This window comes from Methylobacterium goesingense, assembly GCF_022179225.1.
GTDB lineage: Bacteria > Pseudomonadota > Alphaproteobacteria > Rhizobiales > Beijerinckiaceae > Methylobacterium > Methylobacterium goesingense.
In genome coordinates this window covers 1-24900 of sequence record NZ_BPQL01000021.1, presented here as the reverse complement: position 1 = coordinate 24900, position 24900 = coordinate 1, and the positions used below count along the sequence as shown (strand labels likewise).

Below are 24900 nucleotides of genomic sequence, written 5' to 3'. Positions count from 1 at the left end.
CCGTCAACCGGGCGTCACTGCCCCCGCCGGGCCCGGCTCGCGAACATCACCGCGTCCTCCGCCGCGCGGAACAGCGCCTTGGCCTTGTTGACGCATTCCTGCTGCTCGGAAACCGGATCGGAATCGTAGACGATGCCGGCTCCCGCCTGGACGTGCATGCGGCCGTCCTTCACCAGGGCGGTGCGCAGCACGATGCAGGTATCCATCTCGCCACGCGCGCCGAAATACCCGATGCAGCCGCCGTAGGGCCCGCGCTTCTCGCGCTCCAGTTCGTCGATGATCTCCATGGCGCGCACCTTCGGCGCCCCCGAGACCGTGCCGGCCGGAAACCCGGCGGCGAGCGCCGCCAGCGCATCGTGCTTCGGGTCGAGGTCGCCCTCGACGTTCGAGACGATGTGCATGACCTGGCTGTAGAACTCGAGGAAGAACGAGCCCGTGACCGTGACGCTGCCGATGCGCGCGACCCGGCCGACGTCGTTGCGGCCGAGATCGAGCAGCATGAGGTGCTCGGAGCGCTCCTTCGGGTCGGCCAGCAGTTCCTCGGCGAGCGCTTTGTCCTCGGCCGGGTTCGCCCCGCGCCGGCGCGTGCCGGCGATCGGCCGGATGGTGACGCGCCCGTCCCGCACCCGCACGAGGATCTCGGGCGAGGAGCAGACGAGCTGGAAATCCTCGAAGTCGAGGTAACAGAGAAACGGGGCCGGGTTGGTCCGCCGCAGGGAGCGGTAGAGAGCGAGCGCCGGCAGGGTGAAAGGCGCCTCGAAGCGCTGCGAGAGCACCACCTGGAACACGTCCCCGGCGACGATGTACTCCTTCGCCCGCGCCACCATGGCCAGGTATTCGTCGGGCGAAGTGTTCGAAACGGGCTCCGGATGCGCGATGGCGCGCGGGTCGATCCGCGCCTCGACGGGCAGGGGGCCTTCGAGGGCCTGGGCCACGGCTTCGAGCCGCCCCAGGGCCGCTTCGTAGGCGGCCCGCGCAGAGAGGCCGGAGCTCGGGCGCACCGGCCCGACCACCGTGATGAGGTCACGCACGGAATCGAACACCACCATGACGCGGGGGCGCACCAGGATGGCGTCCGGCACCCCGAGGGGGTCGGGGTTCGGCGTTCCCAAGGTCTCCATGGCCCGGACCATGTCGTAGCCCAGATAGCCGAACAGGCCGGCGGCCATCGGCGGCAGCGCATCGGTTTCCGCCTCGGCGCCGATGGCGCTCTCGGCGATCAGGGCGCGCAGGCTCGCCAGCGGCGCCGCGTCCTCCGGCGTGAACACCGACAGGTCGGCCCCGCGCGCGATCTCCGCCCGTCCGTCCCGGCAGCGCCAGGCGAGGTCGGGGTCGAGCCCGATCATCGAGTAGCGTCCCCGCACCACACCGCCCTCGACGGATTCGAGCAGGAAGGCGGCGCCCGCATGGACGGCACGCAGCTTCAGGAAGGCCGCGACCGGCGTCTCCAGGTCCGCCACCAGGGCGAGGTGAAGGAGGCTGGGACGGCCCGCCGCGTAGGCTTCGGCGAAGGTTTCGAAGGCCGGGTCCCGAGGGTCGGAGTCGTGAAAGGCGGAGTCGTGAAAGGCGGAGTCCTGGGTCATCGCCGGCTCAGTACTCACCGCCGCCGATCGCCCGGCGGAAGGCCGCCTGGTTGACGTTGACGCCCACCGACGCCTGCACGTCGCCGATGTACTGGCCGAGCACGTCGTCCGCGATGGTGGGCTGGAAGCGCTTGATGATCGTCTCGTCCTCTGGGGAGCCGGGCACGAAGGCCGGCATGGTCGCGGCGGTGACCTTGAACAGGGCGCGGCTCTCGCCCGCCTCGGCCGAGGCCGATTTGTCGACGGCCGTGGCGAAGACGCGGTTGACGACGTCCGCGCTGAGGTCGCCCTGCGTCTGGTTGCGGGCCAGATCGCTCAGGGTCTGGACGTTGAGCCCGGCCTCCGCCGCCACGGTCTCCACGGCCTCGCCCTTGTCGATACGCGCGGAGAGCTCCTTAGCCTTGGCGAGGAGGCGGCTCTGCGTCTCGGCGGCGCGCCAGCGGGTGACGACCTCGTCGCGCACGTCGGCCAGGGGCTTGTCGTGGGCCCGGTCGATGTTGGCGATGTCGTACCAGATGTAGCCGCCGTTCTTGGTGCGCAGGGGCTCGTTGTCGCCGCCCATCTCGGCCCGGAACAGGGCGGTCAGGGTGGTGTCGCGGTCGGGGATGCCTTCCACCGCATTGCCGGCGGGGTCGAGGCCCTGCGCGGTCAGGGCGGGAATCGTACGCAGGGGAAGGTCCCGCTCCTTGGCGATGTCGGCGAGCGGCTTGGTGTTGGCGCGCTGCTCCTCGATCGCGTCGTGCGCGGTGTCGATGCCGCTGGTGGCGCGCTCCAGCGCGATGGCCTTGGCGATGTCGGCCGAGACCTCGGCGAGCGGCTTCACGGTCTCGGGCTGGATGGCGGTCACCCGCAGAAGCACGGTGCCGAAGCGGCCCTTCACGGGCTGGCTCACCCCGTTGAGGGGCAGCGCGAAGGCGGCGTCCGCAACGGCCGGATCGAACAGTTCGGCCTTCGAAAGGGTGCCGAGGGAAAGGTTCTTGGCATCGGCGCCGGTCTCGGCGGCGACGGCCTCGAACGGTTTCTCGCCGGCCTCGATCGCCTTGCGGGCGGCGTCCGCGGCGGCCGCGTCCGGGAACACGATCTGCTGGATCGTCCGACGCTCGGGCGTGCCGTAGCGAGCCTTGTCCTTCTCGTAGCGGGCGGTGATCTCCTCCGGCGTCACGGCCTCGGGCTTGGCCAGGGCCTGCGGGTCGAGGACCAGCAGGGTGACGGCGCGGGCTTCCGGTGCCCGGAACGCGAACTTGTTCTCCTCGTAATAGGCCTTCACCGCCTCTTCGCTGGGGGCGGGGATCTCGCCGGCCACGGAGGGCGGCAGCATCATCAGCGCCACGCTGCGGCGCTCGGTGGCGTAGCGGTGCACGGCCTCGCGCAGGGCCTCGGGGACGTGCAGGTCGGCCGCGACCGCCTCCGCGAGCTGAAGCCTCGCGGCGACGGCGCGCTGCTCGCGCACGAAGGTGGCCTCGTTGATGCCGGCGCGCTGGAGGGTCTGGTAGAACAGGGCCGGCTCGAACTTGCCGTCCGCGCCCTGGAAGCTCTTCTCTTCCTGGATCGCCCGCAGCACGGCCGCGTCCGGGATGCTCAGGCCGAGGGCCGCGGTCTGCTGGTCGAGGGAGGCTTCGCTGACGAGCTGGGCCAGCACCTGCCGGTCGATGCCGAGCGCCCGGGCCTGATCCGGCGTGAGGGTGCGCCGCGTCTGGCTCTGGTAGCGCTGAAGCTGGTTCTGATAGGCCGAGCGCACGGCCTCGGCCGAGATCTGTGCCTTGCCCACGGTGGCGACGGTGTTCGACGAGCCCGCGCGGAAGAATTCCTCGACGCCGAAGATCGCCACCCCCGCGATGAGGAAGGTGAACACCACCGTCAGGATGATCTTGCCGAGCCAGTGCTGGCTGGCGCTGCGCATGTTCTGGAGCATCGAACGTCCGGGTACCCGTCGGGAGGCGCGGCCGCGCGCCCGTCACTCCGGGGTGGGCCGCAATCCTAAGGAAAGCCGTTCGCGATAGACCATCCGGGCTGTCATCGCAAAGGCCCCGTCCGGGTTTGCACCCTCATGGCGCCTCTGTTAGGGGCGGCTCAGCCGGCAAGCGAAGCCATGGTGACGAGGGACGGGATGACGAAATCGGGGCGACGGCCACTGGTTGCCGGCAACTGGAAGATGAACGGCCTGCGCGCGTCGATCGCGGTGGTGGAGGCTGTGCGCAACGGTCTCACGCCCGAACTCGGCGAATCCACCGACGTCCTGATCTGCCCGCCCTCCACGCTGATCGCCTCCTGCGTCGCGGCGGCCTACGGCTCCCCCATCGCCATCGGCGGCCAGAACCTGCACGCCAAGCCGAGCGGCGCATTTACCGGCAGTATCTCGGCCGAGATGCTCGCCGATCTCGGCGCCTCCTACGTTATCGTCGGCCATTCCGAGCGCCGGGCCTATCACCACGAGACCGATGACGGCGTTCACGCCAAGGCCCTCGCCGCCCGCCGCGCCGGCCTCTGCGGCATCATCTGCGTGGGCGAGACCAAGGAAGAGCGCGAGGAGGGCCGCACCCTCGACATCGTGCGCGCCCAGCTCGCCATCGGCGTGCCGAAGGGCGCCTCCGCCCGGGACACGGTCATCGCGTACGAGCCGGTCTGGGCCATCGGCACCGGCCTGACCCCGACCCCGGCCGACATCGCAGAGGTCCACGCGAGCCTGCGCGAGATGCTTGGCCAGCTCATCGGCGCCGAGGCCCAGGCGGTGCGCATCCTCTACGGTGGTTCGGTGAAGCCCAGCAACGCCCGCGAATTGATGGCCGTGGAGAACGTCGACGGCGCTCTCGTCGGTGGTGCCAGCCTCGTGGCCGAGGATTTCCTGGGCATCGCCCGCGCCTACCTGCGCTGATCCGCGAGGCGCGCATCGCCATGCCCACGCGCGGCCCGGTCGCGGACAAGGATGTGGCGGACTTGGATCTGGCCTGGACGGTGGAGGAGGCCTGCCTCAACGCGCGGCCTTCCCCCGTGCAGGTCGGCCTCGGCGGCTGGACCTTGCGCGCGGCGGGCGGGCCGACCCGCCGGACGAACTCCCTGAACCCTCTGCGCGGCCACCGCGACGATCCGGAAGCCGTGCTCGCCCAGGCCGAGGCGATCTACCGGGGGCTCGGCCGGCCCCTGATCATACGCGTCCCCGATCTCGCGCCCGAGATGGACGCCCTGCTCGACCGGCTCGGCTACCGCGCCGAGGGGGAGACCTGCACGCTGTACGCCGATTTGCCGCAACTCGACCGCGCGCAGGCTGACGATGTCGCACTTTTACCCGATCCGGATGTGGCCTGGTTCGCGGCCCAGGCGGCCTGCGAGGGGGTGTCCGGCGCGGAGGCCCTGCGGACCTACCGCGCCTCCCTGGACTGTCTCGTCCTGCCGCGCCTGTTCGTGCAACGGCGCAACGCCGGTGCCACCGTCGCGGTCGCCTACGGAGTCCTGCATCGGGGTCTCCTCGTGCTGGAATCGGTGGCGACCCACCCGGCGCATCGCCGGGCCGGTCACGCGCGCGCCCTCGTCCTGACCCTGATGGCCTGGGCTCGCCGGCAGGGCGCCACCGGGGCCTGTCTCCAGGTCGTCGCGGCGAATGGAGCAGCGCGCGCGCTCTACGGGGGGCTCGGCTTCACCCGTGACCTCTATGGCTACCGCTACCGACGCCGGGACTGAGCGCCTCAGAGCTTGAAGGCCTGGCGCGCCAGCAGCCGCCAGCGTCCACCCTCGCGGTGCCAGACCTGGAGCACCCCGATATGCACCGGAACCGTCTTGCCGTTCGAGACGGTCTCGCCGTCGAAGACGTGCCGGACGATCGCGTCGTCGCCGACGATCGAGGCCGTGCGGTTCGAGAGGGTGATGCTGGGAAAGCTCGAGCGCCGGCTCGCCAGCGCCTCGACGAACGCGGCCTTGTCCTGCACGGCACCGCTCGAATGCCCGTAACTCAGGCCGTCGAGGACGAGGGCGTCGAGGGCCGTCCCGTCGGCGGCCAGGATCGCCCGCGTCAGTTCGTCCACCGCCGCCTCGACCTCCGCCTCCGGCGAGGCGGCGTCGGAACGCGCCGGCATCATCAGGGTGCCGGCGAGAAGGCCGGCCGCGAGGGCGGCGCGGAGCATCGGTCGGAATCTGGCGGTCATGGGGTTCCTCCGTGGCGGTGCCGGCATGCGCACTGCGCGTCGCCGCGCCCTCTGAGCGGAGCATCGGCCTCATCCGAGAACAGCACACCGGCGATCGATCCGCGAGATGCTAGGCTCCAGCGCTCTGGGCGATCCCGTGGTTGGCGTGGGCGGCCATCTGGTGTATGGCCCCGGACTTCCGTCGGCGGCGCCAGGACGCTCCGGCCCCTGGCGCGCCCGTGTCCGACCCGCTCTCGCGGGTTCGATGCGTGGATGGTGAAGATTCCGGAAGTCCGATGCAGACCGTTCTGATCTCGATCCACCTCATCGTCGTCCTCGGCCTCATCGCCGTGGTCCTGCTGCAGCGCTCCGAGGGCGGTCTCGGCCTGGGTGGCGGCGGCAGCGGCGGCGTCGCGGGCTTCATGACCGGGCGCGGCCAGGCCAACGCCCTCACGCGCGCCACCGCGATCCTGGCGGCCCTGTTCTTCACCACCAGCATGGCGCTCGCCATCATGTCCCATCGCGGCGCGGCGCCCCGCTCGATCCTCGAGGGCACCGCCACCGGCCAGCCGGCGACGCAGCCCAATGCCGGCAACCTCCTCGACACCCTGCGCGGGCAGAGCGGTGGCGCGGCGCAGCCGGGCACGCCGGCCGAGGTCCCGGCGACGCAGCCGGCCCAGCCCGCCGTGCCGCAGGCACCGCAGTCGCGCTGATCGGATATCGCCCGTTAATCGATGTTGCTTGCTGCGTGACGTGATCGCGCCGCCATCCTGGCGCGTATCGACCCGGTGATCGCGCTGGCGTTGCGTTCGTCGAGACAGTCTTCGTCGATCTGAGACACGCGGCGTCCGAGCGATCGGGCGCCGCATAGCGTTCACGGCCATCCCCGAGATACGGTTCCTGCCGCGCATGCGCCCGCATCGCGGGGGATAAGCGTTTTTGGGGTTTGGCGAATCGTTCCCCCTTGTTTATGGACCGAGGCCCATGACGCGGTACGTTTTCATCACCGGCGGCGTGGTTTCCTCGCTCGGCAAGGGTCTCGCTTCCGCCGCCCTGGCGGCCCTCCTGCAGGCGCGCGGCTACAAGGTCCGCCTGCGCAAGCTCGACCCCTACCTCAACGTCGATCCGGGCACGATGAGCCCGACCCAGCACGGCGAGGTCTTCGTCACCGACGACGGCGCCGAGACCGACCTCGATCTGGGGCATTACGAGCGTTTCACCGGGCTGCCGGCGACCCGGGCCGACAACATCACCACCGGGCGGATCTACCTCGACATCATCACCAAGGAGCGGCGCGGAGACTATCTCGGCGCGACGATCCAGGTGATCCCGCACGTCACCAACGCGATCAAGGACTTCGTCCTCGAAGGTAACGACGCTTTCGACTTCGTGCTGGTCGAGATCGGCGGAACGGTCGGCGACATCGAGGGCCTGCCGTTCTTCGAGGCGATCCGCCAGCTCGGCCAGGAACTGCCGCGCGGCGCCACCGCCTTCGTGCACCTGACCCTGCTGCCCTACATCCCGTCCGCCGGCGAGTTGAAGACGAAGCCGACCCAGCATTCGGTCAAGGAACTGCGTTCGATCGGCATCCAGCCGGACATGCTCCTCTGCCGGTGCGACCGGCCGATCCCGGCCGACGAGCGGCGCAAGCTCGGCCTGTTCTGCAACGTGCGCGAGACCGCCGTGATCGAGGCCCGCGACGTCGCCTCGATCTACGACGTGCCGCTTTCCTACCGCGAGGCCGGCCTCGATCGCGAGGTGCTCGCCCATTTCGATCTGCCCTCGCAGGACGAGCCCGACCTCACGCGCTGGCGCACCATCTCCGAGCGGGTCAAGAACCCCGAGGGCGAGGTCTCCATCGCCATCGTGGGCAAGTACACGGGCCTCAAGGACGCCTACAAGTCGCTCACCGAAGCCCTCACCCACGGCGGCATCGCCCACCGGGTCAAGGTCAATCTCGAGTGGATCGAGGCCGAGGTCTTCGAGCGCGAGGACCCGGCGCCCTTCCTCGAGGGCATTCACGGTATCCTGGTGCCGGGTGGATTCGGTCAGCGCGGCGCCGAGGGCAAGATCCGCGCGGCCCGCTACGCCCGCGAGCGCAAGATCCCGTATTTCGGCATCTGCTTCGGGATGCAGATGGCTGTGATCGAGGCCGCCCGCGCCCTGGCCGGTGTCGCGGACGCCAATTCCACCGAGTTCGGCGAGACCGCCCAGCCCGTGGTCGGCCTGCTCACGGAGTGGCTGAAGGGCAACGAACTCGAGCGTCGCGCGGCGGCCGGCGATCTCGGCGGCACCATGCGGCTCGGGGCCTACCAGGCCTCCCTGCGCCCGGGCACGAAGATCGCCGAGATCTACGGGACCACGGAGATCTCCGAGCGCCATCGGCACCGCTACGAGGTCAACATGGCCTATCGCGAGGGCTTGGAGGCCAAGGGCCTGTGCTTCTCCGGCCTCTCGCCGGACGGGCTCCTGCCCGAGACCGTGGAGCATGTCGGGCATCCCTGGTTCATCGGCGTGCAGTTCCACCCCGAGCTGAAGTCGCGGCCCTTCGAGCCGCATCCGCTCTTCAAGAGCTTCGTCGGCGCCGCGATGGTGCAGAGCCGGCTGGTCTGAGACACCGAAGAAGTCCGGATGACGTCGATTGCCGGCCTCGGTCCGTTCTTGGCCTACCTCGCCGTGGCCTTCGCCCTCGTGGGCGCCTACCTCGTCGTCTACCTGCAGGCGACGGGGCACCGTGAACTCGCCCTGATCCGCGCCAACAACCGCGCGGCCGCCCTCGCCCTCGGCGGGAGCCTGGTGGGCTACACCCTGCCGCTGGCCGTCTCCATCCACAACGCGCAGTCGATCGTCGATTGCGCGATCTGGGGCCTCGTCGCTCTCGTGGTCCAGGTGGCGATCTATCTTGCGGTCCGTGCTCTGCTGCCCGACCTTTCCCGAAGGATCGAGGCCGGCGAGATGGCTGGTGCCATCTTCCTCGCGGCGGCGTCCCTGGCTGGCGGCATCCTCGACGCGGCGGCGATGACGTACTGACCCCTTATCGACGGCCAAGCTCGATCATAATTGTCGGCTGAAGCCGCACGGTGTCGCGGCAGGGAGCGGTCCGCCGATGGCGGCCCGGAACGGGATGTCTTCGCAGGACCGGAAGGATGGGCCGGGGGGAACGGGCGGCCTCAAGCGCTCCGAGGCCGTTACCCTGGTGCTGCTCACCGGCGCGGGTGCGGCCGCGGTGGCCCTGGCCCGCCTCGATCCTTCGCAACGGATGGAGGACGTCCGGATCTATGCCAATGTCGAGGCCTGCATCGCGGGCCGGGTCCGCACGGCGGTGGATTGCCGGATCGAGGACGATATTGCCCGAACGGTCGCGGCTGCCCGCGCGCCCCTTTATCCCTCCCAGGGTGCGTGCGAGGCACGGCACGGCCTCGGCGCCTGCGAGGCGCGCGCTGTGGCCTCGGCGCCGGAATCCGGCGGGCCCTACGCGCCCCGGATGGCCGCCTACTTCGTCGGGGCGACGGCCGCGCAGAAGCTGGATCTGCAGCCGCTCTTCCCGACCGCCGGCGTGGTCTACGGCGTCGGCGCCTTCGCGCAGCCGGCGTACCAGACCAGCTGGGGCTGTGCCGTCACCCCGACCATGGACGGCGGCAGCATCGCCCGCGTCCCGGAGGCCATCGCTCGGCCGCCCGTGCTCAACGGATTCGGAGGCACGGGCCGCGCCATCTGCGGGGACGATGCGCCCGCGTCGCATCATGGCGGCGGCGGCTGATGCGCCGCGTGCCCATCGGCGCACGCCCCGACTGGCGTGATGTGGCGGCCCGGAACGGCTTCCACTTCCACAGCCTGGACGGCGAGCCCTATTGGGACGAGAGCCACGCCTATGCCTTCACGCTCGCGGAGATCGAGGCCGACATCGAGGCGCCGAGCGCGGACCTGCACGCGCTCTGCCTGGACTTCGTGGACCGCGCGGTGGGCGACGAGCGCATCCTCGCCGGCCTTCACATCCCCCGGCATGCCTGGGACGTCGTTCGGGCGAGCTGGCTCCGGCGCGATCCTTCGCTCTACGGCCGCCTCGACTTCGCCTATGGCGGCACGGGGCCGGCCAAGCTCCTCGAATACAACGCCGACACCCCGACGGCCCTCTACGAGACCGGCGTGTTCCAGTGGCTCTGGTTGGAGGATCTGCTCGCGCGCGGCACCCTTCCGGCGGGATCGGACCAGTACAACGCGGTCCACGAGCGCCTGATCGCGCTCTTCCGGACGCTGCCGGGCGACGGCACCCTCACGCTCGCGGCCTATGCCGACGCGCCCGAGGATCGCGGCACCGTCGCCTACCTGGAGGATTGCGCCCGCCAGGCGGGCCTCGACTGCCGGTTCCTCGACCTCTCGGGGATCGGCCTCGATGCCCTCGGACGCTTTGTCGACGACCGGCGGGTCCCGATCACGCGGCTGTTCAAGCTCTACCCCTGGGAATGGGCCTTCGCCGATGCCTTCGGGCGAGAGGTCGGCGGCACCGCCACCCGCTTCATCGAGCCGCCCTGGAAGGCCGTCCTGTCGAATAAGGGTCTGCTCGCGCATCTCCACGCGATGGAGCCGAATCACCCGAACCTGCTGCCGACCTATTTCGAGGGGGATCCGGCCGCCGCGAGCCTCGGGGCGAGTTACGTGCGAAAGCCACTTTTCTCGCGGGAGGGCGCGAACATCCTGATGGTGGAGAACGACCGCGTCGTGGTGCAGGACGTGGGCCCCTACGGAGCCGAGGGCCATGTGCGCCAGGCCCTGGCGCCGCTGCCCAGCTTCGACGGGCGCCGGCCCCTGGTCGGGTCCTGGATCGTCGGTGACGTCCCTGCCGGCCTCTGCATCCGCGAGAGCGCGGGGCCCGTGACCACGAACGCCGCTCTCTTCGTGCCGCACTACATCGCGGCGGACTGAGCGTGTTTCGCGCGACGGGGCCGCCGGTCTCGCGACGCGAAACCGCGATCCGTCGAGACCCGAAGCGCGGCCTCGGCCTCAGGCGGCCTGGGCAACGGGCCGAGGCGTCTCCTGGGCGCGGGCGCCGAACAGCACGGCCTGAAGGGCACAAGGGCTGTGGACCCGGCCATCCGCATCGACGATCCGCACGTCGGACATCCCCGCGGTGAGGAGCGACAGGCTCTGGTCAAGCGCACCCAGCATCGAGCGATGCTGGAAGGCGAACTGACGAGCGGAGACGCGCGCGCGGACGGTGAAGCTCACGGGGTGGGATTCCTGATGCGGTCGGTTCCGGCGGGTCTGTCCCGGTCCGGTTCCGTGGAGGTGAGGGGAAGTGTCCAGCGGGGGACGCGTACGTTCGCGCCGAGCCTACGGTGCGTGCACTGCAATAAAGGCGACCGATTGACGAAGTGTTCGCCAAATCGGGCTTCGGCCGTGGAAAGATCAGGCTTTTTCGTGAAGCACGTTGGACGCGGCGTCCGGAACGGCCACGGGATGCTGGTGGTGCAGCCCGTGGCCTGTCCGCGACAGGCGCTGGACTCGCGCCGCCCGGCATAGGCAGCGACGCCCGCTACCCGCGGCGCGGCGTGCTTACGACATTGTCCGAATCACCGTCGAGGATCCGCACCTGTACGCGGTGGATCCGGTAGGCGAGGGCGCTGCGCATCGTGGCGCGGCAGCGATCGGCCCCCCGCCGTGAGAGTTCCCGTCGGGATCGGCTCCGGTTTGCAATCCGCCGGACCTGCGCGGATTTCACGCGCGGGCGAGGGGCCCGATCGGGCGCTCCGAGCGGTTCGGCCGCTGGCAATGTCGGGCAACGTGCCTACCTTGCCAAGCGTGACCGAGATCCTGTTCTACCACCTCCAGCAGCAGCCCCTCGAGAAGGTGCTGCCGAACCTCGTCGAGCGTTCCCTGGAACGCCAGTGGCGCGCGGCGATCCAGGCCGCCAGCGAGGAGCGGCTCCAGGCCCTCGACGACCAGCTCTGGACCTACAGCGACGACAGCTTTCTGCCGCACGGCACGGATCGCGAGGCGGACGCCGCGAGCCAGCCCGTCGTGCTGACCCTCAAGGACACCAACCCCAACGCGGCCTCGATCCGCTTCCTCGTGGAAGGCGCCGACCTTCCGTCCGATGCCGCCAGCTACGCGCGCATCTGCGTGCTCTTCGACGGCACCGACCAGGATGCCTTGCTGCGCGCCCGCGAGCAGTGGAAGGAGGCCAAGGCCGGCGGGCACACCATCGCCTACTGGCAGCAGGACGAGGACGGGCGCTGGCAGAAGAAAGCCTGACGCTCCGGCCCGACGACCGGACCACGCCGAGAGGAATCGCCATGAGACGTTTCGCCATCGGCCTCGCGGCCCTGCTCCTCGCGGGTGCGCCCCTACACGCTCAGCCGTCTCCCCACGGCGAGCGCCCGCCGGAGACGCGCCGGGCCGCCGAGCCGCGCGGCCCCGAGGGCCGCAAGCTCCCCGCCGATTCCGTGACGGAGCACAGCGTCACCCTGCCGGATGGTCGCTTGCTGGCCTTCACCGCCCGGGCCGGGAGCCTGCCCCTCGTCGACGAGGCCGGCAAGCTTCAGGCCGAGATCGCTTTCATCGCCTACATGCGGAAGGGCGCGGACGGGACCGGCGGGCCGGATGCGTCGCGACCCGTCACCTTCGCGTTGAATGGCGGCCCGGGGGCGGCTTCGGCCTATCTGAACATCGGCGCCATCGGGCCCTGGCGCTTGCCGGTGGAGGGCACGAGCATCAGCCCGTCTGCCCCGATCGGCCTGGTGCCGAACGACGGAACTTGGCTCGACTTCACCGATCTCGTCTTCCTCGATCCGGTCGGGACCGGCTACAGCCGCGCCGCCGACGGGGACGCCAAGCGCTACTGGAGCATCGACGCCGACGCCTCGGTGCTGTCCTCCGCCATCGCGCGCTGGCTGCGGGCCAACGACCGCATGGCGGCGCCAAAATTCTACGTCGGCGAGAGCTACGGCGGGTTCCGGGGGCCGCTGATCGCCGCGAAGCTCCAAGAGGAGATCGGCGTCGGCCTGTCCGGGATGGTGCTGCTCTCGCCGGTGCTGGATTTCGCCTGGCTGCAAGCCCCCCGGACGACGCCCTGGGGCCACGTCATCAAGCTGCCCTCCTTCGCCGCCGCCGCCATCGAGCGGTCCGGGGGTATGCCGACGCGCCAGACCATGGCCGAGGCCGAGGCCTACGCCACCGGCCCCTACCTCGCGGACCTGCTTAAAGGTCCGTCGGACGAGGCCGCATTGGCGCGGCTCAGCGATAAGGTCGGGGCGCTCGCCGGGCTCGACCCCGGCTTCGTGCGCCGTCAGGCCGGACGCCTCTCGGGCCAGAGCGTCCAGCGCGAGATCGGTCGCGAGACCGGCCGGGTGGCGAGCGCCTACGATACCGGCGTCACCGGCTGGGACCCGGACCCGAACGCCGCCGCGTCGGGCTTCGACGACCCGCTGCTCACCGGGCTCCAGGCGCCCCTCACCAGCGCGATGATCGCGCTCTACAGCGAAAAGCTGAATTACCGGGTGCCGGACCTGCGCTACGAACTCCTCAACAACCAGGTGAACCGGGGCTGGACCTGGGGCAGCGGCCGCTCGGCGCCCGAGGCCCTCGGAGCCCTGCGGGGCGTGCTGGCGCTGGACGGCAACATGCGCGTCCTCGTCGCCCACGGCTACACCGACCTCGTGACGCCGTACTTCGCCTCGAAGCTGCTGATCGACCAGATGCCGGCCTTCGGCGGCGGCCGGCTCGATCTCGCCGTGTACCCCGGCGGCCACATGTTCTATTCCCGCCCGGATTCGCGCGCCGCCTTCCACCGGGATGCGGCCGCCCTCTACGCGGCCGCCCTGGCCGCGCGGGGCGCTGCGCAGCGCTGAGGATTCGCGACCGTGACCGTTTTCAGAACTCCGCGCGGGCTGGCGTCGGCGGGCCTTCTCGCCCTCGGCCTCGCGGCCTGCACCAGCACGGAGACCCGTCCGCCGGCCCCGGCTCCCGTGGCGGTAACGTCGCCGCCCCCCGCCCCGACTTTCACGGGGCCGGTGCTGACGGGGGAGGGGACCTGTACGGGCCCGGCCCCGACGATGGCGGCCACGATCGAGATTGGCATCGGCGAGTGCGATCTCGTCCGCCTCAAGGGCAAGCCGCCCACCGACGTGCTGGTGGGCGAGGGTCGCTCGGGCCGCGAGGTGCAGGTGCTCTACAACGAGCCCGGCGCCAAGGAATTGTACTTCTTCGTCAACAACCGCCTCGACCGGATCGTGAAGTAGCGGCGCCTCAGCGCTCGGTGAGCTTCATCTCGATCCGGCGGTTGCGGGCATAGGCCTCCTCGGTGGTCCCGGCCTCGATGGGCTGGAACTCGCCGAAGGCGGCGGCGAGCAGATGCTGCGGCGGGATGCCCTTGGCCACCATGGCCTGGACCACCGCGATGGCGCGGGCCGCCGAGAGCGCCCAGTTCGAGGGGAACTGCGCCGATGCGATCGGCCGCGCATCGGTGTGGCCGTCGATGCGCAGCACCCAGGGGATGTCGGCGGGGATCTGCTTGGCGAGGTCGAGGATCGCACCGGCGATGCGGTCGAGTTCCGGCCCGGCCTCCGGCTTGAGGCTGGCGGAGCCCCCCGGGAAAAGCACCTCCGATTGCAGCACGAAGCGGTCGCCGACGATGCGGATGTCGGGACGGTTGCCCAGGATCTGGCGCAGGCGCCCGAAGAAGTCCGAGCGGTAGCGCGCCAGTTCCTGCACCTTCTGGGCGAGGGCGACATTCAGGCGGCTGCCGAGATCGGCGATGCGGGCCTGACTCTCGCGGTCGCGGTTCTCGGAGGCCGCCAGGGCGTCCTCCAGGGCCGCGAGCTGCCGGCGCATGGCCGCGATCTGCTCGTTGAGGAGGTCGATCTGCGAGGCGGCGCGCGCCGTGTTGGCGCGCTCGGCCGCCAGCTGCTTGTCGACCTCGCCCTGGCGCCCGGCCGAGCCCTGCGCCGCCTCGGCCTGAGCCCTCAGCCGGTCGCGATCCGCCTGCGCGCCGAGCAGGGTGTTGCGCAGGGAGGAGGCCTGCTCCTCCTGGGTCTTGCGGGTGGAGCGCTCGAGGGCCAGCAGATCGGTGAGGTCGGCGATCTGGCGGTTGAGGCGCGTCAGAACCGAATCGCGCCCGCTGATTTCCTGGGACAGGAAGAACTGTCCGACCACGAAGATGGTGAGCAGGAAGACGACGGCGAGCAGCAGCGTCGCCAGGGCATCGACGTAGCCCGGCCAGACGTTGAGGCTCCGGTCGCGGCGGACGCGGGCGGAGGCCATCTCAGCCCCGCTCGCGGCCGAGGCGATCGAGCACCTGCTTCAGCTCGCGCTCGCGGTTCGCCTGCGCCTCGACCCAGTCGCGGATCATCTGCTGCTCGGCCCGCATGTGCTGGACGAGGCCCTGGATACCCTCCGCGAGGTTGGTCATCGCCTGGGTGGCGACGCGCCCGTTGGCGCCCTCCGCCACCACGGCGGTCAGGCGGTCCACCGCCTCCTTCAGCTCGCGGGCGCTGGCCGGATCCTGCTGGGGCAAGGGCTTGGCCGCGACGGTGATGGCCCCTGCTGCGGGCAGATCGCCGGATAGCAGCCAATCCTCCAGTTCGTTGTGGAAACGCGCATGGGCCTGGCCCGCCTGCAGGTCGAGGAAGCCCACGATCAGCGAACTCGCCAGGCCGAACAGGGAGGCCGAGAAAGCGAGACCGATGCCCGAGAGCGGCACCGCGAGGCCGTTCTTCAGTTCGTCGAACATCGCCGCCGCCTCGCCGCCGCCGCGCATGGTCCGGATGACCGAGCCGACCGCGCTCAGGGTGTCGATCAGGCCCCAGAACGTGCCGAGCAGGCCGAGGAGGATGAGGAGGCCGGAGACGTAGCGCAGGATCTCGCGGCCCTCGTCGAGGCGCGCGGCGGCGGTGTCGAGGAAGGACCGGCTGGTCGGCAGGGTGATCCCGTCGTGCCGGGCGGCGATGGCGGGCGCGAGCGGCGCCATCAGGGGCGGCGGTTTGCTCGGGCTTTCCCCCGCCGCCACGGCGTTGACGTAGGCGGTCTCGCGGTAGAGCCGCACCACCTGCCCGAATGCCAGCAGCACCGCGATGAGCAGCACGCCGAGGATGAGTCCGTTGAGGCCCGGATTGGCCAGGAAGGCCGGCGTCACCTGCCGGAACAGCACGAAGGCGAGGAAGCCGACCAGGATCAGAAAGATCAGCATCCGGATGAGGTAGATGCCCGGCTTGGCGATCGTCGCAGGTGCGGGTGGGGTCGCCATCGGCTCGGGCACACTCTCGGACGCGAAAAGGCAGCCCGCGCACGGCGGGCCTCGGGGCGGACGCGCCGGCACATTGCAGGGTGGTTCGGCCCCGATCAAGTCGCGCGTGGCGACGTCCCGTGGATGGTGGCCGCGCGGCGCCGGCTAATCCCAGTCGCGCGGCCAAGTCTCCTCCAGATGGGGACCGAGCCGCACCGCGGCCACGCGCTTCGCGAGCCCCGTCGCATCGTCGGTTTCCACGGCGATGCCGCTGAGGGTACCCTCGCCCTGGGCGGTCTCCAGCCGGGCGCCCGGCGTCTTCTGCAGGAAGCGGCGCAGGGGCTCGTCCTTCTGCATGCCGAGGATCGAATCGTAGTCGCCGCACATGCCCGCGTCGGAGAGGTAGGCGGTGCCGCCGGGCAGGATGCGGTGGTCGGCGGTCGGCGTGTGGGTGTGAGTGCCGACCACGAGGCTCGCCCGGCCGTCGAGGAAATGGCCGAAGGCCTGCTTCTCGCTCGTGGCCTCCGCGTGCACGTCGACGATGACCGCGTCCGCCACCGCGCCCAGCGGGCAGGCGGACAGTTCCCGCTCGGCCGAGGCGAAGGGATCGTCCAGGGCATCCATGTAGAGGCGGCCCATGACGTTGAGCACAAGGACGCGCGCGCCCTTCTGGGTCTCGACGACGGTGGCGCCCCGGCCGGGGGTGCCCGGCGGGTAGTTCGCCGGCCGCACGAGCCGCGTCTGGCGCTGGATGAAGACCAGGGCCTCGCGCTGGTCGAAGGAGTGGTTGCCGAGCGTCACCGCGTCGGCCCCGGCCTGGAGGAGTTCGTCACAGATGGCTTCGGTAAGACCGAAGCCGCCGGCGGCGTTCTCGCCGTTGATCACCACGCAGTCGAGGCGCCAGCGCTCGCGCAAGGCCGGCAGCCGGTCCGAGATGGCGTGGCGGCCGGGACGGCCCACCACGTCGCCGAGGAAAAGAAGTCGCATCGTGCAGAATTGCGTCCGTAGGAGAGGTCAGGTCCGCAGAAGCGGGACCGGTCCCGCCTCCGTGACGAGATGGTCGAGGGGCTGGTCGTGCGGCTCGGCGGGAACCGTGTCCACCGCCTGCACCGAGAACGCGACGCCGATGGTGAGAACCGGGCCGTTGCGCGAGAGCCGCGCGATAGCCTGATCGTAGTAGCCGCGGCCGTAGCCGATGCGGTGGCCACGCCGGTCGTAGGCGGCCAACGGCACGATCAGGGCGGTGGGGTCCACGGGCGGCAGGTCGTCGTGCGGTTCGCTGAGGCCGAAGCGGCCAGCCACCAGGGCCTCGCCCTCGCGCCATTCCCGAAACACCAGTCCGTCGGGCGTCACCTTCGGCAGGGCTACCCGTTGCCCTCGCGCGAACAGGAGCCGGGCCAGGGGGCGCGGATCGACCTCGCTGCGGATGGGCCAGAACGCGCCGACTATCACGGCCTCGGCGAGCGCCTCGATACCCATGACGGTGTCGGCGATCCGGGCCGAGCCCGCGATGCGGGCCTCCGGGGAGAGCCCGTCACGCCGGGCCAGGGCCTCGTTGCGCAGGGTCGCCTTCACGGCGGCGGTCGGCGGATTGGATGGAGGAGAATCTGAGTGCGGAGCCACGTGAGCCGTTGGAGTGTCGATCCCGGGAAACCTACAATGTAGGTGGGCGCCGTGTTGGCCAAGTCCAGGGACGAGGCCAGGGACAGCTCCCTGGGGAGTCGATAAGGCCCCGGGGAAAAGTACTCCTGACGGACCCGGCAGCCCCGCAGCCAATATGTAGCGTCGCCCCGTGGCCTGCGCCAGGGGGATCGGCTCTCAGCCCGCCGAAATCGTATGCGCCAGACGCTCGATCCGGTCCGCGCAGCGCCGCAGCCCTTCCGCCAGGCGCGCCTCCTCGGCGGCGCGCGTCGCGTCGGCGCCGTCCACGCGGGCGCGCAAAGCAGCCGTCTCCTGTTCCAAAGCTGCGAGACGGCCCTGCGCCTCCTGCAACTCGTCGGCCTGCATCAGCGCCGCCATGACGTGCAGGCGCATGTCGCCGATCTCGCCGAAGGCACGGCGGATCTCGGTCACGCGCGCGTCGAGGCCGCCGGCCAGCGCAGTGAGATGGGCCTCCTCGCCCTCGGCGCAGGCCATGCGGTAGTTCTTGCCGTCGATGGTGACGTTGATCTGGGGCATCGCGTGTCGGGCCGCTCGAAGATGGCTGGCTTACCGGCTGCCGCGGGCGGGCGCCAGCACGCCCTCCACCGCCGCGATCGCCCGGCCCAGGCGCTGGCCGACATCCGCGGAGGTCGCCTCCACCTCGACGAGGCGGGCGCTGGCCGCATCGAGTTCGGCCGCGAGCCGCGCCCGGTCCTCGCTCATCACGGCGAGCTCGGTCTCCAGGTCGCTCGGATCACGCTCGGCCTCGAAGCGCTGGGCCACCGCGCCCTCCAGGCGGCTCAGCACGGTCTCGAGACGCCGGAGGGCGTCGTCGATAGTCTCGCTCACGTATCGTTGCCTCTCATGCGTGGATCACCTGCTCATTCGACCCCGTCCGGGCATCGCTCGTGACCGGGGCCGGGCTCGCGAATCTATCGCCGATCCCGGTTCGCCGCGAAACGCGAAAGGGGCCGCGCCGGTCACGACGCGTCCGCGGGCCGGGGTTATCCACCCTTCTGACCCGGGCGGTGACCTTTGCCAAGATTTGTCACCATGTTAGAGACCGCCCGCCCGCAGACCGGTTATACGGCGTCCCGTGACACGTTCAGGCCCTGGCACATCCCCCGTGCGCGGTCGTTCCGCGCGTTTCGTCCGGCTTCCGGCGACATTCGGTGGGGTGCCGGTGGCGACGGTTCATCCGTCGTTCAATCGCGAGTCGCACAGAGCGGGCGACGGATCGAGGCCTGCCCGCCGGGCGGCCTGCGACGATCAACAGGTTGAAGGGTGCCGCCGCGTCGGTGCCCGTATCAGGGAAGGACTCACGCCGTGTCGGTGAAGGTTGCCATCAACGGGTTCGGACGCATCGGCCGCAACGTCCTGCGTGCCATCCACGAGGCCGGCCGCAAGGACATCGAGGTGGTGGCGATCAACGATCTCGGCCCCGTCGAGACCAATGCCCACCTCCTGCGTTTCGATTCGATCCACGGCCGCTTCAACGCCAAGGTCGAGGTCGACGGCGAGTTCATCGTGGTCGACGGCCAGCGCATCAAGGTCACCGCCGTGCGCAACCCGGCCGAGCTGCCGCACCGCGAACTCGGCGTGGACATCGCCCTCGAGTGCACCGGCATCTTCACCTCGAAGGACAAGGCCAAGGCCCACCTCGACGCCGGCGCCAAGCGCGTGATCGTCTCGGCGCCCGCCGACGGCGCGGATTTGACGGTGGTCTACGGCGTCAACCACGACAAGCTGACCGCCGACCACCTCGTCATCTCGAACGCCTCCTGCACCACCAACTGCCTCGTGCCGGTGGCCAAGGTGCTGAACGATCTCGTCGGGATCGAGCGCGGCTTCATGACGACGATCCACTCCTACACCAACGACCAGCCCTCGCTGGACCAGATGCACAAGGACCTTTACCGGGCCCGTGCCGCCGCGCTCTCGATGATCCCGACCTCCACGGGCGCGGCCAAGGCCGTCGGCCTCGTGCTGCCCGAGCTCAAGGGCAAGCTCGACGGCACCTCGATCCGCGTGCCGACCCCGAACGTCTCGGCCGTCGACCTCGTGTTCACGGCCAAGCGCCAGACCACGGTCGAGGAAATCAACAACGCGATCCGCGCCGCCGCCGACGGTCCGCTCAAGGGCGTGCTGGCCTATACCGACCAGCCCAACGTCTCCATCGACTTCAACCACGATCCCCACTCGTCGACCTTCCACCTCGACCAGACCAAGGTCATGGACGGCACCTTCGTGCGCATCCTGTCCTGGTACGACAACGAGTGGGGCTTCTCGAACCGTATGGCCGACACGGCCGTGGCGATGGGCAAGCTGCTCTGAGCCACCACGCGGAACTCTGACGGACCGAACCGCTCCCGAAGACCAAGCGAAGACCAGGATGGTGTGCCTGACATGACCGAGACCTCTCCCGCCGGAAGCGGCTTCATCCCAGGCGCAACCACCCAATCCCCGCCGGCCGCCGCGCCGGCGGCGGTTCCCCCTCCCGGGCCGGCGGGCGCATCTCCGGCCCCGGCGAATCCGCCCGTGGTCGTGGGCAAGGCCGAGACGCTGCCCGCCCCCGCCGTTGCTCCGGGCGGAGACCAGCTTGCCCGGATCGAGGACAAGTGCGCCCGGATCGAGGACAAGTACGCCCGCTCCGAGGCGCTGCTCTCGCGGGTGGAGGAGAAGGTGGAGGGCGCGGCCGCCCGCATGAACGAGGCGGCGCGCCAGAGCGACCTCTCGGCCCTGCGCAGCGAGGTCCGGGCCATCGCGGACCGCACACGCGGCCTGCCGGGCTCCGGTGCCCTGGTTCTCACCGCAATCATCACGGCGGTGCTGACGGTGGCGCTCACCATCGCGGCCCAGCGCTTCCACCTCGAATCCATGTTGCCCCCGCCGCGCTGATCGCGCCCGCAACCGACCGAACGTCCAGGCCCCGATGAACGCTTTCCGTACCCTCGACGATGCCGGCCCGCTCCAGGGCAAGCGCGTGCTCCTGCGCGTGGACCTCAACGTGCCGATGGAGGGCGGTCGCGTCACCGACGCGACCCGGATCGAGCGCATCGTACCGACGATCCGCGAGATCGCCGATAAGGGTGGGCGCGTGGTCCTGCTGGCGCATTTCGGCCGCCCGAAGGGCAAGCCCGTCGCCTCCGAATCCCTGAAGCCGGTGGTCGGAACCCTGAGCGAGCATCTCGGCCGCCCCGTCGCCTTCGCGGAGGATTGCGTGGGGCCGGCGTCGGCAGACGCCGTCGCGGCACTGAAGGACGGCGACGTGCTGCTCCTCGAGAACACCCGCTTCCACGCGGGCGAGGAAAAGAACGACCGCGCCTTCACCGAGCAGCTCGCTGCCAATGGTGATCTCTACATCAACGAGGCGTTCTCGGCCGCGCACCGGGCCCACGCCTCGACGGAGGGTCTCGCCCATCTGCTGCCCGCCTATGCGGGGCGTCTGATGCAGGCCGAGCTCGACGCCCTGACCAAGGGCCTCGAAGCCCCGACCCGCCCCGTGATCGCCCTGGTGGGCGGCGCCAAGGTTTCCTCCAAGATCGACCTTCTCCAGAACCTCGTCGCCAAGGTCGACATGCTGGTGATCGGCGGCGGCATGGCCAACACCTTCCTGCACGCGCAGGGCAAGAGCGTCGGCAAGTCCCTCTGTGAAAAGGACCTCGCCGACACCGCCCTGCGCATCGTCGAGGCGGCCAAGGCCGCCAAGTGCCGGATCATCCTGCCGGTGGACGCGGTCTCGGCCGCCGAGTTCAAGGCGAATGCCGCGCACGAGACCGTGCCGGTCGACGCCGTGCCGGAGAGCGGCATGATCCTCGATGCCGGCCCGGCCTCCGTGGCCGAGATCAACGCCGCCATCGACGAGGCCGCCACCCTGGTCTGGAACGGGCCGCTGGGCGCCTTCGAGCTGACCCCGTTCGATGCCGCCACCGTGGCGGCGGCCCGGCACGCGGCCGAGCGCACCAAGGCCGGTAAGCTCGTCTCGGTGGCGGGCGGCGGCGATACGGTCGCGGCCCTCAACCATGCGGGTGTCGGCGAAACCTTCTCCTACGTGTCCACCGCCGGCGGCGCCTTCCTCGAATGGCTGGAGGGCAAGGAACTGCCCGGCGTCGAGGCGTTGCGCGCGAAGGGCTGACCTTACGGCGGGGCGCGACCCCGCGCGAGGACGGCCGGCAGACCAAACCAACTGCGCCTCCCGGCGCGACGAGCTAGCGGACCGCCCAAGCGGTGGTCGATTGTGAGGAGAAACCCATGGCCCGCATCACCCTGAGGCAGCTGCTGGACCATGCCGCCGAGCATGAATACGGCGTGCCGGCGTTCAACCTGAACAACATGGAGCAGGGTCTCGCCATCATGGCGGCTGCGGACGCCACCGATTCCCCGGTGATCCTCCAGGCCAGCAAGGGCGCGCGGGCCTACGCCAACGACATCGTGCTGGCCAAGCTCATCGACGGACTCGTGGAGATCTACCCCCACATCCCCGTCTGCATGCATCTCGACCACGGCAGCGACGAGGCCACCTGCGCCACGGCGATCCAGTACGGCTTCACCTCGGTGATGATGGACGGCTCGCTGAAGGCCGACGGCAAGACCCCCGCGGACTACGCCTACAACGTCGAGATCACCCGCAACGTCACCAAGATGGCCCACTGGGCGGGCGTCTCGGTGGAGGGCGAACTCGGCGTGCTCGGCTCCCTGGAGAGCGGTGAAGGCGAGGCCGAGGACGGCCACGGTTTCGAGGGCGTCCTCAGCCACGACCAGCTCCTCACCGATCCGGACGAGGCCGTGAAGTTCGTGGAGGCCACCAAGGTCGACGCCCTCGCGGTCGCCATGGGCACCTCGCACGGCGCCTACAAGTTTACGCGCAAGCCGGATGGCGACGTTCTGGCGATGAACGTGATCGAGGAGATCCACCGCCGCCTGCCCACCACCCACTTAGTGATGCATGGCTCCTCCTCGGTGCCGCAGGACCTGCAGGACATCATCAACCAGTACGGCGGCGAGATGAAGCCGACCTGGGGTGTGCCGGTCGAGGAGATCCAGCGCGGCATCAAGCACGGCGTGCGCAAGATCAACATAGACACAGACAACCGGATGGCGATGACCGGCCAGATCCGGAAGATCCTGGCCGAGAACAAGGCCGAGTTCGATCCGCGCAAGTACCTCAAGCCCGCCATGGAGGCGATGACCAAGCTCTGCCGTCAGCGCTTCGAGGAGTTCGGCACCGCCGGCCAGGGCTCCAAGATCCGTCCGATCTCGGTTGCCGCCATGGCCAAGCGCTACGCCAACGGCTCTCTCGACCCCAAAATCGGCGCGGCGGGCTGAAGCGGAACCCTGATGTCGGAACCCCGTACCCGCCTCGCCCTGCTCAGCCCCCACCGGGTCGAGGCCGGTGACGCCGATACCCTCGCGGCGGCCATCGCGGCCGCCTGCGCGGCCGGCGACGTCGCGGCCGTGCTGCTGCGGCTCGCCCCGTCCGACGAGCGCAGCCTCGTCAATCTGGTCAAGCGCCTCGCGCCGGCCGCGCAAGCGGCGGGCGCGGCCGTGATCGTCGCCTGCGCGGGCTTCGCCGGGGACCTCGTCAGCGTCTCGGCGCGGGGCGGGGCAGACGGCGTACATATCGACAAGCCGCGCGAGGGCACGCTGCGCGAGCTGCGGGACCGACTCGACGACGGACGCATCCTCGGGGCGGGCGGCCATGAGCAGCGCCACGCCGCGATGGAGGCTGGCGAGGCGGGCGTCGATTACGTGATGTTCGGCGGCCTCTACGCCGACGGTGTCGCGCCGGATGCCGAGACGGTGATCGAGCGCGCGACCTGGTGGACCGAAATCTTCGAGACGCCCTGCATCGCCGTGGCCCATGCGTCCGAGCAGGTCGGACCGATCCTGGCGACCCGGGCCGAATTCCTCGGGCTGGAGAGCGCTCTTTGGCTGGGGGCGGACGTGGCCGGGATCCAGGCGCAGGTCACCGCCGCCGGGGAGGCGGATTCGTGAGGGTGCCGCGCGGGCTCCCCCTCCTCGGGCCTGTCGCCTCGGCCCTCCTCGCATCGGGCGCGCTGGCGGCGACGACACAATCGCCCGAGGCGGCCAAGCCGGTGACGCGGGAGGTGTTCAAGGCGCCCCTGAAAGAGTTGCCGACGCCCTATACTCCGAGCGCCATGCGGATTGCGCCCCTGACGGCCAAGCCCGGCGACAAGCCCGTCGACGCTGCCTTCGGGGCTTACCAGCGCGGCCAGTACACCACCGCCTTCCGGGAGGCGACGAAGCGGATCGCGGCCGACCCGAAGGATGCGGCGGCGATGACGCTGCTCGGCGAGCTCTACAACCAGGGGCTCGGCCTCAAGCAGGACCCGGTCAAGGCTGCCGAATGGTACCGCCTCGCCGCAGCCCAGGGCGATGTTCACGCCATGGCCTCCCTCGGGCTGATGTCGATCGACGGGCGTGGCGGCGCCAAGGACATGAAGGCCGGGCGCCAGTGGCTCGAGCAGGCAGCGGAGAAGGGCGACACCACCGCCGCCTACAACCTCGCGCTGATCCTGCTCGGCACCGGCACGGACCCGGATCAGGCCCGGGCCGCGACTCTGTTCCGCAAGGCGGCCGAAGGCGAGATCGGGGCCGCCCAGCACGATCTCGGCGTCCTCTATCTTCAGGGGCGCGGCGTGCCCAAGGACGCGACCCAGGCGGCGGAGTGGTTCCGGCGCGCGGCGGACAATGGCGATCTGGCCGGCGAGGTCGAGTTCGCCATTCTGCTCTTCAATGGGACCGGCCTGCCCAAGGACGAGGCGCGCGCCGCCCGCTACTTCCTGCACGCGGCCGCTCGCGGCAACGCGATCGCACAGAACCGGGCCGCGCGCCTCTTTGTGGTGGGACGCGGTGTCCAGAAGAACGTCGTCGAGGCTGCCGCCTGGAACCTGGCGGCCTCCGCGCAGGGGCTGTCCGACCCCTGGCTCGACGACAACTTGAAAAATCTGCCCCCCGAGGAGCGTCAGCGGGCCGAGGCCCTGGCCGCCGAGCGCGCCAACGTCAAATAGGCTCGCTCGGGTCAGACCCGCATTCGCGAGGGGTGAGCCGGCGCGCAAACGTGCTATGGCGGCGCGAATTCGCGTTCGACGCGGCGCGCTTCGCCTCGACGTTCTCGCAAACGGCGTTCTTTGAAACGGCTTGGACCTGAAGATCGATGATCAGTTCACCCCTCATGACCGTGATGGTCGATGCCGTCCGCAAGGCCGCCCGTGGCCTGAAGCGTGACTACGGCGAGATCGAGAACCTTCAGGTCTCCCGCAAGGGCCCGGGCAACTTCGTCTCGGCCGCCGACCGCAAGGCCGAGGAAGTAGAAGGCGTC

The 24900-nt window shown here is 70.3% G+C and carries 26 protein-coding genes, 1 other RNA gene and 1 pseudogene; 17 read left to right on the top strand and 11 right to left on the bottom strand.

What is annotated here, in order from left to right:
• Positions 1 to 14: 14 nt before the first annotated feature.
• Positions 15 to 1583 carry an anthranilate synthase component I gene (gene trpE, locus MFF30_RS05045; protein ID WP_238277317.1) on the bottom strand — a complete coding sequence of 523 codons (1569 nt, stop codon included), beginning with the start codon at positions 1581 to 1583 and terminating at the stop codon, positions 15 to 17.
• Between the two features lie 7 nt (positions 1584 to 1590).
• Entirely contained in the window at positions 1591 to 3495 is a 1905-nt protein-coding gene (locus tag MFF30_RS05040) for a peptidylprolyl isomerase (protein WP_238277315.1), read from the bottom strand.
• Between the two features lie 195 nt (positions 3496 to 3690).
• Here MFF30_RS05040 and tpiA point away from each other — a divergent pair, with 195 nt between their 5' ends.
• The gene (tpiA, locus tag MFF30_RS05035; RefSeq protein WP_238277306.1) at positions 3691 to 4455 is read left to right on the top strand and encodes a triose-phosphate isomerase; all 765 of its coding nucleotides are present in this window, start codon (positions 3691 to 3693) and stop codon (positions 4453 to 4455) included.
• Positions 4456 to 4475: 20 nt separating this feature from the next.
• The gene (locus tag MFF30_RS05030) at positions 4476 to 5258 is read left to right on the top strand and encodes a GNAT family N-acetyltransferase (protein ID WP_238277305.1); all 783 of its coding nucleotides are present in this window, start codon (positions 4476 to 4478) and stop codon (positions 5256 to 5258) included.
• A gap of 5 nt (positions 5259 to 5263) precedes the next feature.
• Here the strand turns inward: MFF30_RS05030 and MFF30_RS05025 are convergent, their stop codons facing one another.
• Positions 5264 to 5719 (bottom strand): nuclear transport factor 2 family protein, encoded by a 456-nt coding sequence (locus tag MFF30_RS05025; protein ID WP_238277303.1) that lies wholly within the window; start codon positions 5717 to 5719, stop codon positions 5264 to 5266.
• A 275-nt stretch (positions 5720 to 5994) separates the two neighbouring features.
• Between MFF30_RS05025 and secG the strand changes: the two genes are divergently transcribed.
• The 5 genes from secG to MFF30_RS05000 all read left to right on the top strand — a co-directional run bounded on the left by secG (position 5995) and on the right by MFF30_RS05000 (position 10621).
• On the top strand, positions 5995 to 6411 hold the full coding sequence (gene secG / locus MFF30_RS05020; protein ID WP_238277301.1) for a preprotein translocase subunit SecG: 417 nt from the start codon (positions 5995 to 5997) through the stop codon (positions 6409 to 6411).
• Between the two features lie 271 nt (positions 6412 to 6682).
• Entirely contained in the window at positions 6683 to 8311 is a 1629-nt protein-coding gene (gene pyrG / locus MFF30_RS05015) for a CTP synthase (protein ID WP_238277299.1), read from the top strand.
• Positions 8312 to 8329: 18 nt separating this feature from the next.
• Entirely contained in the window at positions 8330 to 8728 is a 399-nt protein-coding gene (locus MFF30_RS05010; protein WP_238277297.1) for a DUF350 domain-containing protein, read from the top strand.
• A gap of 94 nt (positions 8729 to 8822) precedes the next feature.
• Positions 8823 to 9458: a DUF1190 domain-containing protein gene (locus MFF30_RS05005; protein ID WP_238277295.1), complete on the top strand. Its 636-nt coding sequence runs from the start codon at positions 8823 to 8825 to the stop codon at positions 9456 to 9458.
• Entirely contained in the window at positions 9458 to 10621 is a 1164-nt protein-coding gene (locus tag MFF30_RS05000) for a glutathionylspermidine synthase family protein (RefSeq protein ID WP_238277293.1), read from the top strand. The genes MFF30_RS05005 and MFF30_RS05000 overlap by 1 nt, the downstream gene beginning before the upstream one ends.
• A 78-nt stretch (positions 10622 to 10699) precedes the next feature.
• Here MFF30_RS05000 and MFF30_RS04995 read toward each other — a convergent pair whose 3' ends face one another.
• Positions 10700 to 10924 (bottom strand): hypothetical protein, encoded by a 225-nt coding sequence (locus MFF30_RS04995; RefSeq protein ID WP_238277291.1) that lies wholly within the window; start codon positions 10922 to 10924, stop codon positions 10700 to 10702.
• A 573-nt stretch (positions 10925 to 11497) separates the two neighbouring features.
• On the opposite strand from MFF30_RS04995, the gene MFF30_RS04990 reads away from it, so the two are divergent.
• From MFF30_RS04990 to MFF30_RS04980, 3 genes are read left to right on the top strand one after another with little or no spacing between them, the layout of a single operon-like run.
• Positions 11498 to 11950: a DNA polymerase III subunit chi gene (locus MFF30_RS04990; RefSeq protein ID WP_238277381.1), complete on the top strand. Its 453-nt coding sequence runs from the start codon at positions 11498 to 11500 to the stop codon at positions 11948 to 11950.
• Between the two features lie 41 nt (positions 11951 to 11991).
• On the top strand, positions 11992 to 13545 hold the full coding sequence (locus tag MFF30_RS04985) for a S10 family peptidase (RefSeq protein ID WP_238277289.1): 1554 nt from the start codon (positions 11992 to 11994) through the stop codon (positions 13543 to 13545).
• A gap of 12 nt (positions 13546 to 13557) precedes the next feature.
• A complete protein-coding gene (locus MFF30_RS04980; protein ID WP_373320841.1) occupies positions 13558 to 13935 on the top strand; it encodes a hypothetical protein in 378 nt (125 codons plus the stop codon).
• Positions 13936 to 13942: 7 nt separating this feature from the next.
• Here the strand turns inward: MFF30_RS04980 and MFF30_RS04975 are convergent, their stop codons facing one another.
• From MFF30_RS04975 to MFF30_RS04945, 7 genes are all read right to left on the bottom strand, one after another.
• Positions 13943 to 14956 carry a peptidoglycan -binding protein gene (locus tag MFF30_RS04975; RefSeq protein ID WP_238277287.1) on the bottom strand — a complete coding sequence of 338 codons (1014 nt, stop codon included), beginning with the start codon at positions 14954 to 14956 and terminating at the stop codon, positions 13943 to 13945.
• Between the two features lies 1 nt (position 14957).
• Positions 14958 to 15938: a MotA/TolQ/ExbB proton channel family protein gene (locus MFF30_RS04970; RefSeq protein WP_238277285.1), complete on the bottom strand. Its 981-nt coding sequence runs from the start codon at positions 15936 to 15938 to the stop codon at positions 14958 to 14960.
• Positions 15939 to 16082: 144 nt separating this feature from the next.
• Entirely contained in the window at positions 16083 to 16904 is an 822-nt protein-coding gene (locus tag MFF30_RS04965; RefSeq protein ID WP_238277276.1) for a TIGR00282 family metallophosphoesterase, read from the bottom strand.
• A 27-nt stretch (positions 16905 to 16931) separates the two neighbouring features.
• The gene (locus tag MFF30_RS04960; RefSeq protein WP_238277266.1) at positions 16932 to 17540 is read right to left on the bottom strand and encodes a 5-formyltetrahydrofolate cyclo-ligase; all 609 of its coding nucleotides are present in this window, start codon (positions 17538 to 17540) and stop codon (positions 16932 to 16934) included.
• Positions 17530 to 17687: non-coding RNA, 6S RNA (gene ssrS, locus MFF30_RS04955), on the bottom strand. The genes MFF30_RS04960 and ssrS overlap by 11 nt, the downstream gene beginning before the upstream one ends.
• Positions 17688 to 17735: 48 nt before the next feature.
• Positions 17736 to 18095 carry a cell division protein ZapA gene (locus MFF30_RS04950; RefSeq protein ID WP_238277256.1) on the bottom strand — a complete coding sequence of 120 codons (360 nt, stop codon included), beginning with the start codon at positions 18093 to 18095 and terminating at the stop codon, positions 17736 to 17738.
• 30 nt (positions 18096 to 18125) lie between these two features.
• Positions 18126 to 18407, bottom strand: coding sequence for a DUF4164 domain-containing protein (locus tag MFF30_RS04945; protein ID WP_238277254.1), 282 nt, complete (start codon positions 18405 to 18407; stop codon positions 18126 to 18128).
• 477 nt (positions 18408 to 18884) lie between these two features.
• Between MFF30_RS04945 and gap the strand changes: the two genes are divergently transcribed.
• The 7 genes and pseudogenes from gap to MFF30_RS04910 all read left to right on the top strand — a co-directional run.
• Positions 18885 to 19892, top strand: a complete 1008-nt coding sequence (gap, locus tag MFF30_RS04940; RefSeq protein ID WP_056476152.1) for a type I glyceraldehyde-3-phosphate dehydrogenase — start codon at positions 18885 to 18887, stop codon at positions 19890 to 19892.
• A gap of 72 nt (positions 19893 to 19964) precedes the next feature.
• Positions 19965 to 20456 carry a hypothetical protein gene (locus MFF30_RS04935; protein ID WP_238277252.1) on the top strand — a complete coding sequence of 164 codons (492 nt, stop codon included), beginning with the start codon at positions 19965 to 19967 and terminating at the stop codon, positions 20454 to 20456.
• Between the two features lie 34 nt (positions 20457 to 20490).
• The gene (locus MFF30_RS04930; protein ID WP_238277250.1) at positions 20491 to 21693 is read left to right on the top strand and encodes a phosphoglycerate kinase; all 1203 of its coding nucleotides are present in this window, start codon (positions 20491 to 20493) and stop codon (positions 21691 to 21693) included.
• A gap of 116 nt (positions 21694 to 21809) precedes the next feature.
• Positions 21810 to 22883: a class II fructose-bisphosphate aldolase gene (gene fba / locus MFF30_RS04925; RefSeq protein ID WP_238277248.1), complete on the top strand. Its 1074-nt coding sequence runs from the start codon at positions 21810 to 21812 to the stop codon at positions 22881 to 22883.
• 12 nt (positions 22884 to 22895) lie between these two features.
• The gene (locus MFF30_RS04920; protein WP_238277246.1) at positions 22896 to 23552 is read left to right on the top strand and encodes a thiamine phosphate synthase; all 657 of its coding nucleotides are present in this window, start codon (positions 22896 to 22898) and stop codon (positions 23550 to 23552) included.
• Positions 23549 to 24589: a tetratricopeptide repeat protein gene (locus MFF30_RS04915; protein ID WP_373320840.1), complete on the top strand. Its 1041-nt coding sequence runs from the start codon at positions 23549 to 23551 to the stop codon at positions 24587 to 24589. Before MFF30_RS04920 ends, MFF30_RS04915 begins: the two co-directional genes overlap by 4 nt.
• A 146-nt stretch (positions 24590 to 24735) precedes the next feature.
• A pseudogene (locus MFF30_RS04910) lies at positions 24736 to 24900 on the top strand (inositol monophosphatase); the annotation flags it as partial.

Excerpts from the sequence above, each read along its gene's own strand:
- trpE (WP_238277317.1), bottom strand. The coding sequence starts at position 1,583 with ATGACCCAGGACTCCGCCTTTCACGACTCCGCCTTTCACGACTCCGAC.
- MFF30_RS05040 (WP_238277315.1), bottom strand. The coding sequence starts at position 3,495 with ATGCTCCAGAACATGCGCAGCGCCAGCCAGCACTGGCTCGGCAAGATC.
- tpiA (WP_238277306.1), top strand. The coding sequence starts at position 3,691 with ATGACGAAATCGGGGCGACGGCCACTGGTTGCCGGCAACTGGAAGATG.
- MFF30_RS05030 (WP_238277305.1), top strand. The coding sequence starts at position 4,476 with ATGCCCACGCGCGGCCCGGTCGCGGACAAGGATGTGGCGGACTTGGAT.
- MFF30_RS05025 (WP_238277303.1), bottom strand. The coding sequence starts at position 5,719 with ATGACCGCCAGATTCCGACCGATGCTCCGCGCCGCCCTCGCGGCCGGC.
- secG (WP_238277301.1), top strand. The coding sequence starts at position 5,995 with ATGCAGACCGTTCTGATCTCGATCCACCTCATCGTCGTCCTCGGCCTC.
- pyrG (WP_238277299.1), top strand. The coding sequence starts at position 6,683 with ATGACGCGGTACGTTTTCATCACCGGCGGCGTGGTTTCCTCGCTCGGC.
- MFF30_RS05010 (WP_238277297.1), top strand. The coding sequence starts at position 8,330 with ATGACGTCGATTGCCGGCCTCGGTCCGTTCTTGGCCTACCTCGCCGTG.
- MFF30_RS05005 (WP_238277295.1), top strand. The coding sequence starts at position 8,823 with ATGTCTTCGCAGGACCGGAAGGATGGGCCGGGGGGAACGGGCGGCCTC.
- MFF30_RS05000 (WP_238277293.1), top strand. The coding sequence starts at position 9,458 with ATGCGCCGCGTGCCCATCGGCGCACGCCCCGACTGGCGTGATGTGGCG.
- MFF30_RS04985 (WP_238277289.1), top strand. The coding sequence starts at position 11,992 with ATGAGACGTTTCGCCATCGGCCTCGCGGCCCTGCTCCTCGCGGGTGCG.
- MFF30_RS04975 (WP_238277287.1), bottom strand. The coding sequence starts at position 14,956 with ATGGCCTCCGCCCGCGTCCGCCGCGACCGGAGCCTCAACGTCTGGCCG.
- MFF30_RS04970 (WP_238277285.1), bottom strand. The coding sequence starts at position 15,938 with ATGGCGACCCCACCCGCACCTGCGACGATCGCCAAGCCGGGCATCTAC.
- MFF30_RS04965 (WP_238277276.1), bottom strand. The coding sequence starts at position 16,904 with ATGCGACTTCTTTTCCTCGGCGACGTGGTGGGCCGTCCCGGCCGCCAC.
- MFF30_RS04950 (WP_238277256.1), bottom strand. The coding sequence starts at position 18,095 with ATGCCCCAGATCAACGTCACCATCGACGGCAAGAACTACCGCATGGCC.
- MFF30_RS04935 (WP_238277252.1), top strand. The coding sequence starts at position 19,965 with ATGACCGAGACCTCTCCCGCCGGAAGCGGCTTCATCCCAGGCGCAACC.
- MFF30_RS04930 (WP_238277250.1), top strand. The coding sequence starts at position 20,491 with ATGAACGCTTTCCGTACCCTCGACGATGCCGGCCCGCTCCAGGGCAAG.
- fba (WP_238277248.1), top strand. The coding sequence starts at position 21,810 with ATGGCCCGCATCACCCTGAGGCAGCTGCTGGACCATGCCGCCGAGCAT.
- MFF30_RS04920 (WP_238277246.1), top strand. The coding sequence starts at position 22,896 with ATGTCGGAACCCCGTACCCGCCTCGCCCTGCTCAGCCCCCACCGGGTC.